Origin of the sequence: Streptococcus oralis subsp. tigurinus (assembly GCF_002093575.1) — a bacterium.
Taxonomy (GTDB): domain Bacteria; phylum Bacillota; class Bacilli; order Lactobacillales; family Streptococcaceae; genus Streptococcus; species Streptococcus oralis_CH.
Map to the genome: position 1 here is coordinate 1 of NZ_LNVH01000009.1, position 12,582 is coordinate 12,582.

General features: G+C 41.3%; 12 protein-coding genes. 1 reads left to right on the plus strand and 11 read right to left on the minus strand.

What is annotated here, in order from left to right; translation table 11 throughout:
• Positions 1-129: 129 nt before the first annotated feature.
• The 5 genes from ATE37_RS09550 to pbp2a all read right to left on the minus strand — a co-directional run bounded on the left by ATE37_RS09550 (position 130) and on the right by pbp2a (position 3,898).
• Positions 130-603 (minus strand): transcriptional regulator, encoded by a 474-nt coding sequence (locus tag ATE37_RS09550; RefSeq protein WP_084868858.1) that lies wholly within the window; start codon positions 601-603, stop codon positions 130-132.
• Positions 604-723: 120 nt separating this feature from the next.
• The gene (gene nusG, locus ATE37_RS09555; RefSeq protein WP_000376732.1) at positions 724-1,260 is read right to left on the minus strand and encodes a transcription termination/antitermination protein NusG; all 537 of its coding nucleotides are present in this window, start codon (positions 1,258-1,260) and stop codon (positions 724-726) included.
• Positions 1,261-1,311: 51 nt separating this feature from the next.
• Entirely contained in the window at positions 1,312-1,488 is a 177-nt protein-coding gene (gene secE / locus ATE37_RS09560; protein ID WP_000505776.1) for a preprotein translocase subunit SecE, read from the minus strand.
• A 9-nt stretch (positions 1,489-1,497) separates the two neighbouring features.
• Positions 1,498-1,650, minus strand: coding sequence for a 50S ribosomal protein L33 (rpmG, locus tag ATE37_RS09565; RefSeq protein WP_001809375.1), 153 nt, complete (start codon positions 1,648-1,650; stop codon positions 1,498-1,500).
• 52 nt (positions 1,651-1,702) lie between these two features.
• Complete coding sequence (pbp2a, locus tag ATE37_RS09570) at positions 1,703-3,898, minus strand: penicillin-binding protein PBP2A (protein ID WP_084868859.1); 2,196 nt, start codon at positions 3,896-3,898, stop codon at positions 1,703-1,705.
• Between the two features lie 86 nt (positions 3,899-3,984).
• Between pbp2a and ATE37_RS09575 the strand changes: the two genes are divergently transcribed.
• Positions 3,985-4,860 carry an RluA family pseudouridine synthase gene (locus tag ATE37_RS09575; protein WP_084868860.1) on the plus strand — a complete coding sequence of 292 codons (876 nt, stop codon included), beginning with the start codon at positions 3,985-3,987 and terminating at the stop codon, positions 4,858-4,860.
• 72 nt (positions 4,861-4,932) lie between these two features.
• Here the strand turns inward: ATE37_RS09575 and gap are convergent, their stop codons facing one another.
• From gap to tkt, 6 genes are all read right to left on the minus strand, one after another.
• Complete coding sequence (gene gap / locus ATE37_RS09580; protein ID WP_000260673.1) at positions 4,933-5,943, minus strand: type I glyceraldehyde-3-phosphate dehydrogenase; 1,011 nt, start codon at positions 5,941-5,943, stop codon at positions 4,933-4,935.
• Between the two features lie 316 nt (positions 5,944-6,259).
• Positions 6,260-8,911, minus strand: a complete 2,652-nt coding sequence (gene adhE, locus ATE37_RS09585; RefSeq protein ID WP_084868861.1) for a bifunctional acetaldehyde-CoA/alcohol dehydrogenase — start codon at positions 8,909-8,911, stop codon at positions 6,260-6,262.
• 295 nt (positions 8,912-9,206) lie between these two features.
• A complete protein-coding gene (locus ATE37_RS09590; protein ID WP_084868862.1) occupies positions 9,207-9,620 on the minus strand; it encodes an MORN repeat-containing protein in 414 nt (137 codons plus the stop codon).
• Positions 9,607-10,050 carry a low molecular weight protein-tyrosine-phosphatase gene (locus ATE37_RS09595; protein ID WP_084868863.1) on the minus strand — a complete coding sequence of 148 codons (444 nt, stop codon included), beginning with the start codon at positions 10,048-10,050 and terminating at the stop codon, positions 9,607-9,609. The genes ATE37_RS09590 and ATE37_RS09595 overlap by 14 nt, the downstream gene beginning before the upstream one ends.
• 47 nt (positions 10,051-10,097) lie before the next feature.
• Positions 10,098-10,418: a preprotein translocase subunit YajC gene (gene yajC / locus ATE37_RS09600; RefSeq protein ID WP_001069055.1), complete on the minus strand. Its 321-nt coding sequence runs from the start codon at positions 10,416-10,418 to the stop codon at positions 10,098-10,100.
• Positions 10,419-10,535: 117 nt separating this feature from the next.
• Positions 10,536-12,512: a transketolase gene (tkt, locus tag ATE37_RS09605; RefSeq protein WP_084868864.1), complete on the minus strand. Its 1,977-nt coding sequence runs from the start codon at positions 12,510-12,512 to the stop codon at positions 10,536-10,538.
• Positions 12,513-12,582: the final 70 nt, after the last annotated feature.

Sequence of the window (12,582 nt, forward strand, 5' to 3'; positions counted from 1 at the left end):
ACGGGATTCGAACCCGTGTTACCGCCGTGAAAAGGCGGTGTCTTAACCCCTTGACCAACGGACCTTGAGCTTTTCAACTCTTTCTATTATACCTACTTTTTTACCTTTGTCAAGAACTTTTTTACCTCTTTACCGAAATTCTGAAAAGATAAGGGAAAGTTCTCTCAGGAGAGCTTTACGTCCTCTAAAGACTTCTCCTCCCATGAGACGGTCCACTAACTCTTGTTTTTCCTCACTTTGCTTGGATTTGTAAGTCTTTAGAAGTTCGTGAAAGAGATAATAATCATCCAGTCTGAGCCCTTTTTCTCCTAGACGATGGCTAATCTCACTCACCTCTTCATAGGGTTCTTTGTCAAAACGACGCTTGTGGCTTTCCTGTTTACGGATGTAATCTAGGATACGATTTCTAAACTTTGTTTTAAAGCAGACATAAAGTCGATGGCGCTCGCCCTCTAATAACTCTGGATTACGGCTCACCAGCTCATACAGGCATAACATGCCTTCCTGATCCCAGTCCTCTTTCTCCCACAGATGCAAATGATAATCTTTGCGACACTTATGGACGATTCCCTTACTTTCTTCATATAAGTCTTTTAGATTCATAGACCTCTCCTTTCTGCATTTAGTTTAGCAAAATGCGTGAACCCCTGGGTCTACTTCCTCTATTCTATACTTCTTCCTCCCTCAACGGCACATAAAAAGAGAGGCAAAGCCTCTCTGGGGTTATAATTCTGCAATTTGGTTGAGATTCACTTCTGCAATCGTATCATTACCAAACATAGAGATAATCATCTTCACTTTGTTGTTATCAATTTCAGTAATTTTCCCTGTGTAGTCTGCAAAAGCGCCATCAATAATGCGGACTGTCTGTCCAACTTCAACGTCAATATCGAACTCTTGAACAGTTTGTCCCATTGAAACCAAGATATCACGGATTTCTTGTTCCAATAGTGGAGTTGGTTTTGATCTGTTCCCGTGTGAGCCGACGAATCCTGTTACGTTAGGTGTGTTTCGAACGACGAACCATGCTTCATCTGTCATGACCATTTCTACAAGGACATAACCTGGAAAGCGATTCTCTTCAACTTCCTTTTTCTTTCCATTTTTCTCAACTTGCACGGTTTGTGTTGGAATCTCAACGCGTAGAATATTATCCAACATGTTATACGTTTGCGCACGTTGCAATAGATTTTCTTTTACCTTATTTTCATAGCCAGAATAAGTTTGTAGAACAAACCATCCTTTGTCAAAACTATCCATGATATTTCCTTTCATAATAGAAGAAATTAGCAGAAGCTCTCTGCCTTTCTTCTAAAAAATGTTAATAAATCGAATCAAACCTGAAACAATCAACTGGTCAAAAATGTAAATGATGACCACAAAGAAGGCTGTGTATTCCATAATAGAGCGAAAATCTCTCCAGCTTTCCTTGCGAGTTGGCCACGTTGTTTCTTTAAGAAGTTTAAAAATATCCTTAATAAAACCCATCGTTCTCTCCTATCTTGTTTCTCTATGTGTCGTATATTTCCCACAATGTTTACAAAATTTATTTACTTCTAGTCGTGTTGGCTTGGGGTTCCCACTAATTTTGATTGAATAATTTCTTGAACCACAAACTGCACAAGCTAGGCTTGCTTTTTTTAGTGCCATAACGCCTCCATCTTATCTATTATAACAAGAAACCTAGGCTTTGACAAGCCTCTTAACGAAATAGATTAAGGATTGAGTCCCATATTGTCTGGGCTTTTTCTTTTATCTTAGCTTCTGAAATCGCACGTCCTGCTTCATCTACAAGATTTTGTGCACGACTACGAATATCTCCTATCGGATCCTCAGACTGGTTTGTCTCATTTTCAACAACTTGCTTTTTCGTATTTTCTGGTTCAATACCATTTTGTTTATAAGCATTCTCAACTGTAAAAGTGCTACCTGGAGTGTATGGCAAAATGGTATTAGCCATACTTCTAAAGACATGGGCTGCTCCATTTGAGGTCGATCCTGCTAGATAATGGTTCTCATCCGTCGTCGGGAAGCCGAGCCAGTGGGTAATTACCACATCTGGAGTATAACCAATCACCCACTGGTCACTAGTATATACTGAATTAAAAGCAGCCTCAGTAGTACCTGTCTTTCCAGCCATAACATAATCTGTTGGCGATGAACTAATTCCTGTACCATTGGTAAATGTTCCTAGCATCATACTGGTCATTTTATCGGCTACCGACTTATCAATCACTCGTTTTTGAGAATTTTTATGACTCTTGATGACCTGGCCACTGGCATTTTCAATACGAGTGATAAAATGCGCTTCAGGCATTAGACCTCCATTAGCAAAAGCTGCATAGGCTTGCGCCATCTGGAGGGGATTCGTCTCTACGCCTCCACCGAGAGCGACTCCGAGAACTCGATCAACATTTTCCATATTCAGACCAAATCTCTCCCCAGCGTCAAAAGCTTTGTCAATACCTAATGCATTTACAGTCGCAACTGCCGGTAAATTGAGTGATTCAGCCAAAGCCTGATACATAGGTACTTCAGGAGAAGTCTTAATCCCTGCATAATTGTCCACTTGATAACTATCATACTGCATCGTATGATTATCCAATTGCTTGTTTAAGGCCCATCCTGCTTCTACTGCAGGCGTATAAACCACTAAAGGTTTGATAGTTGAGCCTGGGCTACGCTTAGACTGAGTGGCATAGTTGAAATTGCGGAAGCCTGGTTTGTCATCGCCAGCTACGCTACCAACAACGCTACGCACCCCACCTGTTTTAGGCTCTAAAGCAACACTACCTGATTCGGCATGTGTTCCGTCTTCTGCCTTTGGAAATAGTGAGGTATTTTCGTAAACAACCTGCATATTGGCTTGGTAGTTTTGGTCAAGTTCTGTATAGATTCGATAGCCGTTGTTGACAATCTCTTCTTCTGTGAGATTATACTTAGAAACGGCTTCGTTGACAACTGCATCAAAATAGGACGGATAACGATAATCCGAAATATTCCCTTCATACTTATCTTGCAGTTGAGAAGCCATATCTGCTCCAGCTGCTTCGGTCTCTTGATTTTTATCAATATAACCAGCTGCAACCATATTTTGCAAAACAGTATCCCTACGGTTGGTTGAAGTTTCAACAGAATTTAATGGATTATACAATTCTGGCCCCTTGAGCATCCCTGCTAGAGTTGCCGCCTGATCAAGCGTTAGTTGTGAAGCCGATACACCGAAATATTTCTTACTTGCATCTTCAACACCCCATACCCCATTCCCAAAATAGGCGTTATTGAGGTACATAGTAAGGATTTGCTCCTTACTGTATTTCTTGGTCAACTCTAAGGCAAGGAAAAACTCCTTGGCCTTCCGTTCAACGGTTTGATCCTGAGACAGATAGGCATTTTTTGCCAACTGTTGAGTGATGGTGGACCCCCCTCCATAACGACCCGCTGTAAGGATGGCTAGAAAGAAACGACCGTAGTTTATCCCATCATTTTTATAAAAGGAACGGTCCTCTGTTGCGACGACAGCATTTTGCAAGTCTTTACTGATATCTGCCAGTTCAACATAGGTTCCCTTTTGACCTGATAGGGCTCCTGCCTCTTTTTCTTCACGGTCAAAAATCAGAGTTCGCGTTTTCAAGGCATTTTGCAAATCATTGACATTGGTAGACTTGGCTATCGCAAATAGGTAGGTTCCCACAAGTAAGCCAGCGCTTAACCCTAAAATGATGACGATCTTTGTCAGATGATAACGACGCCAATATTTCCGAATTGGCCCTACTTGGGACAATTTTTTTCTATCGCTCCGAGAACGACGCATGCTAGTCGAATCAGACTCAGTGGATTCATTCGTTTCTTTTTTAAAGAGAGAAAGAAACTTCTCAAATAATTTATCTAATTTCATGCGTTTATTTTATCATCTTCACCATAGGAACTCAAGAATTTAGCTACTCCCTATCCAAATAGGACTTTTTTTGTTACAATATCTGTATGCAATTCACATTTACATTACCCGAAGCCTTGCCTCAAATGACGGTCAAACAATTTCTAGAGGAACAACTCCTCATCCCTAGAAAAATTCGTCATTTTTTGAGAACCAAGAAGAACATCTTAATTAACCACGAAGAAGTTCACTGGAACGAGATGGTGAAGCCAGGGGATATTTGCCAATTGACTTTTGACGAGGAAGATTATCCCAAAAAGGAAATCCTTTGGGGAAATCCAGACCTCGTTCAAGAAGTTTATCAAGACCAATATCTTATTGTCGTCAACAAACCTGAGGGTATGAAAACTCACGGTAACCAACCAAACGAAATCGCCCTTCTCAACCATGTCTCTGCCTACGTCGGGCAGACTTGCTATGTCGTTCATCGTCTAGATATGGAAACCAGTGGGCTAGTGCTTTTTGCTAAGAACCCTTTTATTCTGCCCATTCTCAATCGCTTGTTGGAGAAAAAAGACATCGCTCGCGAGTACTGGGCACTCGTAGAAGGACGAGTAGAAAGTAAAGAACTTATCTTCCGAGATAAAGTTGGTCGCGATCGACATGATCGCAGAAAACGAGTAGTAGATCCCAAAAATGGACAATATGCTGAAACGCATATCAGTCGATTAAAGCAATTCCCAAATAAGACTTCTCTAGTTCGTTGCAAGTTGAAGACCGGTCGAACGCATCAGATTCGTGTTCACCTCTCTCATCACAAGCATCCTATCTTGGGCGACCCTCTCTATAATAGTAAATCAAAAGCAAGCCGGCTTATGCTTCACGCCTTTCGCCTTTCTTTTACCCATCCACTCACCTTAGAAAAATTGAGTTTCACTGTTCTATCGGATACTTTTGAAAAAGAATTAAAAAAGAATAGATGACATTATCATCTATTCTTTTATCTATACAAAAAAGCAAGGCTTTCTGGCCTTGCTTTTTTATCGACTCAAGAATTATTTAGCGATTTTTGCAAAGTATTCAAGAGTACGAACAAGTTGTGAAGTGTAAGACATTTCGTTGTCATACCATGAAACAACTTTAACCAATTGTTTACCGTCAACGTCAAGAACTTTAGTTTGAGTTGCGTCAAACAATGAACCGAATGACATACCTACGATATCAGAAGATACGATTGGATCTTCAGTGTAACCGTATGATTCGTTAGAAGCTGCTTTCATAGCTGCGTTTACTTCATCAACAGTAACATTCTTATCAAGAACTGCTACCAATTCAGTTACAGAACCTGTTGGAACAGGAACACGTTGAGCAGCTCCGTCCAATTTACCGTTCAATTCAGGGATAACCAAACCGATTGCTTTAGCAGCACCAGTTGAGTTAGGAACGATGTTAGCTGCAGCAGCACGAGCACGGCGAAGGTCACCTTTACGGTGTGGTCCATCAAGAACCATTTGGTCACCAGTGTAACCGTGGATAGTAGTCATCAAACCTTCAACGATACCGAAGTTGTCATGAAGAGCTTTAGCCATTGGAGCCAAACAGTTTGTAGTACATGAAGCACCTGAGATAACTGTTTCAGTACCATCAAGAATATCATGGTTAGTGTTAAATACAACTGTTTTAACATCTGATCCACCAGGAGCAGTGATAACAACTTTCTTAGCACCACCAGCGTGCAAGTGTTTTTCAGCAGCTGCTTTAGTAGCAAAGAAACCAGTTGCTTCAAGAACGATTTCTACACCGTCGTTAGCCCAGTCGATTTGTTCTGGATCACGTTCAGCAGAAACTTTAACGAATTTACCGTTAACTTCAAATCCGCCTTCTTTAACTTCTACAGTACCGTCGAAACGACCTTGAGTTGTATCGTATTTCAACAAGTGTGCAAGCATCACTGGATCTGTAAGGTCGTTGATGCGAGTAACTTCAACACCTTCTACGTTTTGGATACGGCGGAAAGCAAGACGACCGATACGTCCGAAACCGTTAATACCAACTTTAACTACCATTAGTGATTTCCTCCTTATGAAAATCATGAAAATTTTATTGTGAAAAGAGTAACTTGAATCACTACAAATCACCTTTCAACACACCTATTATATAACTATTTGAGTTTAATTGCAAGTATGGGCGTCGATTTTCTCTCTTGCTTTTCTACTTTTCTACTCCTTTTCATTCACTTATTCTTTAATTTTTAAATATATCCCTACAATCTTTTATAATGTCCGTATATTATCTCCATTTCTATACTCAACCTTAATTCCAGGTCTATCTGAGTTCACAAAAAAGAGACAGGATTAGTCCTGTCTCTAGGCTGATAAACAATTATTTACGACGTCCTGGACGTTCTTTATAACCATAGTAAGCATCTGCCATGATTTCTTCCATGTCAGCTACCATTGGTAAGCGTGGGTTTGCAGGTGAACATTGATCTTCGTAAGCAAGTAAGGCAATCTCATGCAAGCTGTCTTTCCAAGTTTTTTCATCGATACCAAAGCCTTTGAAGTTCATTGTGATTCCAACTGCTTCACCAAGATCGTAAACTGCTTTGGCATAAGCTTCAACCGCTTCTTCTGGTGTTGAGCAAGGAAGACCTAGCATACGAGCGATATCTTGGAATTTTTCATCAGCTTTCCAGTAATTGTACTTAGGCCATGTTGTAGTTTTAGATGGACGAGTTCCGTTGTAACGGATAACATAAGGAAGTAAAATAGCATTTGTACGTCCGTGAATGGTGTGGTGAACAGCACCAATCTTATGCGCCATTGAGTGACTCATTCCAAGGAAGGCATTTGCAAAGGCCATACCAGCCATTGTAGAGGCATTATGCATCTTTTCACGGGCTTCTGGGTCAGCTGTTTTTACAGATTTTTCCAAGTATTTGAAGACTAACTTGATGGTTTGAAGAGCAATACCATCTGTATAGTCATTGGCAAAGTTAGAAGTATAAGCTTCAGTTGCGTGTGTCAAGACATCCATACCTGTGTCAGCAGCAATAAATGCTGGAACAGATTCTACCAAAGCAGGGTCAACAATTGCAATGGTCGGTGTCAAAGCGTAGTCAGTGATTGGGTATTTCCGGTTGTTTGCCTTGTCAGAGATAACTGCAAACGGTGTTACTTCTGAACCTGTACCAGATGTTGTTGGAATACCGATATATTGTGCTTTCTTACCAAGTGATGGGAATTTGAAGGCACGTTTGCGGATATCCATGAATTTTTGAACGAGGTCACCGAAGTCAACGTCTGGCTGTTCATAGAACATCCACATACCTTTAGCTGCATCCATTGGTGAACCACCACCAAGGGCAATGATAGTGTCTGGTTCAAACGAACGCATTACTTCAACACCACGACGAACTGTTGTGATATCTGGATCTGGTTCAACATCTGAGAAGACTTGAATCGTGACTTTGTTTTTACGAAGATTCAATTGGTCAATCACACGTTGTACAAAACCAAGTTTTTCAATTGATTTATCGGTAACAATCATGACACGTTCGATACCTTCGCAAGTTTGAAGGTATTGGATTGAGTTACGTTCGAAGTAGATTTTTGAAGGAACTTTAAACCATTGCATATTATTTCTACGTTTTCCTACTTTCTTGATGTTAAGAAGGTTGATAGCGGATACGTTATCACCAACTGAGTTGTGTCCATATGAACCACATCCAAGTGTTAATGATGGAATGAAGGCGTTGTATACATCACCGATACCACCAAAGGTAGATGGAGAGTTCCAGATAATACGCATTGCCTTTATTTCCGTACCGAAACGTTTTGCAAGAGCTTCGTCTTTTGTATGGATAGCAGCTGAGTGTCCTAGACCATTAAATTCAACCATTTGACGAGCTTTTTTAAGACCGTCTTCTGTATCTTCAGCTTTTAGGACAGCGATAACTGGTGATAATTTTTCACGAGTCAATGGTTCTTTTGGTCCTACTTCTGCGCATTCTGCAGCCAAGATGTTTGTTCCTTCTGGAACACTAAATCCTGCTTGTTCAGCAATCCATGCTGCTGGTTTACCAACGATGTTTGCATTTAGTTTAGCACCTGCACAGTTTTTACTGTTTGCTTTCACGCCGAAACAGAATTCTTCAAGAAGTGCTTTTTCTTTCTTGTTTACAAAGTAAGTGTGATATGATTTGAATTCTTCTACAAATTCGTCATACACTTCTTTATCAATGATAACGGCTTGTTCTGATGCACAGACCATCCCATTATCAAATGATTTAGACATAACGATGTCATGAGCAGCTTGACGAAGGTCAGCAGATTTTTCTACATAGGCAGGAACGTTTCCGGCACCTACCCCAAGAGCTGGTTTTCCACATGAGTATGCAGCTTTAACCATAGCATTCCCACCAGTTGCGAGGATAGTCGCAACACCTTCGTGGTTCATAAGTGCCCCAGTTGCTTCCATAGATGGCTCTGTAATCCATTGAACACAGTTTTCAGGTGCACCGGCTGCGATGGCTGCATCACGAACGATTTGTGCAGCATGAGCAGAAGATTCTTGAGCTGATGGGTGGAAGGCGAAAACAATTGGGTTACGTGTCTTCAAAGCAATGAGTGATTTAAAAATCGCTGTTGAAGTTGGGTTTGTTGTTGGAGTGATACCACAAATAACTCCGACCGGCTCCGCAATCTTCGTCAAACCTGTAATTGGATCATCTTCGATAACTCCAGCTGTTTTAACTCCACGCATATTGTTCACTACGTGTTCACAGGCAAATAGATTTTTTGTCGCCTTATCTTCAAATACACCACGACCAGTTTCTTCAACTGCGTGTTGTGCAAGGATACCGTGCGCATCAAGTGCTGCAACAGACGCTTTTGCTACGATGTAGTCAACTTGCTCTTGGTTCAACTTACGCATTTCATCAAGCGCAACCAAGGCTTTTTTCACGAGACCGTCGACATGCTTTTCAGCAGCAAGTTGTTTTTCCTCTGGTGTTACTGTTTTTTTATCAGCCATATTATCCTCCATAGCCTTTAAGGATGTTATCCTTTGTTAATTTTTTCACAATTTCATTATAACTCTTTTTTTATACTTTGTAAACAGTTTCATAAGCATTTCACAAAGAAATTTCCTGAGTTTGTGAATTTTTTCTCAACCCACCTGTGCAATAGAGTTTTATCTGGACGATTGTGAAATTATGGAGAAAATTTTTTTATTTCACAAAGTTTTTCTAGTTGATAGCTATTTATCGAAGCCGTGCACAGAAAACGCTTTCTTTCATGCTTTTAAAAATAGCCTCCTCATCTGGAGACTACTGTTTTTGCTGAAAAACGCCTTGTTTAAAGGTCCCTTCATAAACAACCTCTTGCTCTGTAGTCAACTTCCCTTGACCTTCAGCCTGACCATTTACAAAATCACCTTCGTATTTCCAGCCATCTTTTGATTGGAAAGTCCCTTTTCCATTAAAGGCTCCATTACTGAAATCCCCTGTATATTGGTCTCCATTTTCAAAGGTCAGAGTTCCTTGGCCATTCATTTTTCCTCGTACCAGGGTACCATCATAAACAAGGGCACCACCATCAAGTGTCAGGGCACCCTTTTTAGGTGTATTTAGTAGAAATACTGAAAGGGCACAGAGTGCAATTACGACTACTGCAATGAACTCTAGCCTAGGGCGAGTTAGGTAAACTCTATACTTTTCATAGATTTGTTTAAGCTTCTCCATTGTCACTCTCATTTTCTAATCGATCTAGCCAACTTTGACATCCACTTGTGATGCGAGCATAGGTTTCCTCAAAATCTCCTGTATACCAAGGATCTGGAACACTTTCAGATGCAAAAGGGTAGATCTTATACTGCAATTCCTGAGGACACATGTGACGCAGATCTGAAACGTTTGAAGCATCCATACCGATAATGTAATCAAACGATTCAAAATCTTCTCTACGAATCTGGAGTGATGTTTTGTCTTTGTCATAAGGAATCTGATACTGCTGGAAAATCCCCTGCGTTCCCTTATGAATCGGATTACCATGTTCCCAAGATGAAGTCGCACGACTCTCAACCTGGTAATCGCTCGTCATGGTTTTCATCACAAACTCTGCCATGGGGCTACGGCAGATGTTTCCTAAGCACACAAATACTATTTTTCTCATCCTTTTTCCTCTTACTTCATAGAAAAACGGGAGTGACAGGTCCCGTTTTATTCTTCGATTGCTCCGCCTTCGTCAACAACTGTTCCTTCTGGTGTCACAGCTTCTTTGAGTGGCAACACTGTCTTGATGGCAGCCAATTCAAAAGTCAAATAAACGCCATCTACATCAAGTACGATTGTTCTCTTCTCAGTGTCTACTTCATCCACTGTTCCGTAAAGGCCGCCAATTGTAATAACTTCATAGCCTTTTTGAAGCTTGTTCAAGCTTTCCATACGCTTTTGAGCTTGTTTCTTTTGAGAACGTTGCATAAAGAACATCAAGGCCATCATACCTACAAGCATGATTAAAAAAGTAATATTTGGATTCATTGTTTTCTCCTTTGTCTTTTACATAGGACTACTATATCAAATTTCAGCTACTTTTACAAGGTTGTACCTTGTTTTATGATGATAAAAAAATCAGAGTGAGGACTCTGATTTCTGCGATTATTTCAAGTTTTGAACGACTTTGACTAGATTTTCAACTGTAAATCCATACTCTGCCAATACTTTTGGTGCTGGGGCAGACGCACCAAATGTATCAATACCGAGAACTGCACCATCTAGACCAACATATTTGTACCAGTTTTGAGTTGCACCCATTTCGACTGCAACACGACGGCGAACTGCATTTGGAAGGATTTCTTCCTTGTATGCTGCATCTTGTTTATCAAAGACATCTGTAGATGGCATGCTGACTACGCGGACTTTTGCGCCTTGACTAGCTAATTCTTTGGCAGCTGAGACGGCTAGATTGACTTCTGAACCTGTCGCAATCAAAATCGTATCAAAGTCTGCTGCATTTTCATAGACGACATAGGCACCTTTCGCAACCTTGTCGAAGTCTGTTCCCTCTTCGACAGTCAAGTTTTGACGTGTCAAGACAAGGGCAGTTGGTGTTTTTTCGCTTGTCACGGCAAGGTACCAAGCCGCTTGAGTTTCACGCGCATCTGCTGGACGGAAAACATTCAGATTTGGCATGGCACGAAGACCTGCTAAGTGTTCAACTGGTTCGTGAGTTGGACCATCTTCACCAACTGCGATCGAATCGTGGGTAAAGACATAAGTCACAGGAAGTCCTTGCAAGGCTGACAAGCGGACAGCTGCTTTCACATAGTCAGAGAAGACGAAGAAAGTACCACCATATACACGAAGTCCACCGTGAAGGGCCATCCCGTTCAAGATCGTTCCCATTGCAAATTCACGAACACCAAACTGAATGTTGCGGTTCAAGCGATTGGCATCGTCTTGAAGTCCGTCCGTTTTGATATAAGTCATGTTTGAGTGAGCAAGGTCAGCTGAACCTCCTAAGAAGGTTGGCAACTTAGTCGCTACAACGTTTAAGGCATCCTGACTCGAGTTACGAGTTGCTTGAGAGAAACCATTTTCTAAGGCTGGGAAGTCTGCTGGAGTCACTTTAACTGGATCACGTCCGTCGATAATAGCTTCTACTTCTGCAGCCAGTTCTGGATGTGCTTCTTTATAGTCAGCGACTAGTTTTGTCCATGCTTCATAGGCTGATGCACCACGGTCTGCAACATTTTCCTTGAAATCAGCATATACTTCAGCTGGGATTTCAAATGGTTCATAGTCCCAACCGAGGGCTTGGCGAGTTGCTGCAGTTTCATCTGCTCCAAGAGGAGCACCGTGTACGGCATTAGTTCCTTGTTTGTTTGGAGAACCGTATCCAATAACAGTCTTCACTTCAATCAAAGATGGTTTGCCTGAAGCTTTAGCAGCTTCGATAGCAGCATGGATAGCTTCCAAGTCTGTTCCATCTTCAACCAAGGCTGTATGCCAACCGTAGGCATTGTAACGGTCACGAACACTTTCTGTAAAGGAATCCTTTGTCTCACCATCCAAGTTGATGTCATTTGAATCATAAAGAACCACCAACTTGTCAAGTTTTTGCAAGCCTGCGTATGAAGCCGCCTCACTTGAGACACCTTCCATCAAATCTCCATCTCCACAGATCACATAAGTATAGTGGTCAAAGATATTGAAACCTTCGCGGTTATACTTCGCTGCAAGGAAACGTTCTGCTTGGGCAAAACCAGTGGCAGTTGAAATCCCTTGACCTAGAGGTCCAGTAGTAGCGTCAACTCCTGCTGTATGTCCAAATTCTGGGTGACCTGGCGTTTTGGAACCCCATTGACGGAAGTTCTTGACCTCATCCATGCTAACATCTTCAAAACCAGAAAGGTGAAGAAGGGCATAAAGAAGCATAGAGCCGTGACCTGCTGAAAGAATAAAGCGGTCGCGGTTGATCCAGTTTGGTTGAGCAGGATTGATACGAAGTTGTTTTGTAAAGAGGCTATAGGCCATTGGAGCAGCCCCCATAACCACCCCTGGGTGACCTGAGTTGGCTTTGTTGATGGCGTCAATACCTAGAAAACGAATTGCATTAACAGATAGATTTGACATAGAATTTCCTTTCTCTTTGAGGTGATTAATGAATCACACATCCTATTTTACTATTATATGAAAAAATGCA

Coding starts and splice junctions, on each gene's coding strand:
- ATE37_RS09550 (WP_084868858.1), bottom strand. CDS start 603: ATGAATCTAAAAGACTTATATGAAGAAAGTAAGGGAATCGTCCATAAG.
- nusG (WP_000376732.1), bottom strand. CDS start 1,260: ATGGATAGTTTTGACAAAGGATGGTTTGTTCTACAAACTTATTCTGGC.
- secE (WP_000505776.1), bottom strand. CDS start 1,488: ATGGGTTTTATTAAGGATATTTTTAAACTTCTTAAAGAAACAACGTGG.
- rpmG (WP_001809375.1), bottom strand. CDS start 1,650: ATGGCACTAAAAAAAGCAAGCCTAGCTTGTGCAGTTTGTGGTTCAAGA.
- pbp2a (WP_084868859.1), bottom strand. CDS start 3,898: ATGAAATTAGATAAATTATTTGAGAAGTTTCTTTCTCTCTTTAAAAAA.
- ATE37_RS09575 (WP_084868860.1), top strand. CDS start 3,985: ATGCAATTCACATTTACATTACCCGAAGCCTTGCCTCAAATGACGGTC.
- gap (WP_000260673.1), bottom strand. CDS start 5,943: ATGGTAGTTAAAGTTGGTATTAACGGTTTCGGACGTATCGGTCGTCTT.
- adhE (WP_084868861.1), bottom strand. CDS start 8,911: ATGGCTGATAAAAAAACAGTAACACCAGAGGAAAAACAACTTGCTGCT.
- ATE37_RS09590 (WP_084868862.1), bottom strand. CDS start 9,620: ATGGAGAAGCTTAAACAAATCTATGAAAAGTATAGAGTTTACCTAACT.
- ATE37_RS09595 (WP_084868863.1), bottom strand. CDS start 10,050: ATGAGAAAAATAGTATTTGTGTGCTTAGGAAACATCTGCCGTAGCCCC.
- yajC (WP_001069055.1), bottom strand. CDS start 10,418: ATGAATCCAAATATTACTTTTTTAATCATGCTTGTAGGTATGATGGCC.
- tkt (WP_084868864.1), bottom strand. CDS start 12,512: ATGTCAAATCTATCTGTTAATGCAATTCGTTTTCTAGGTATTGACGCC.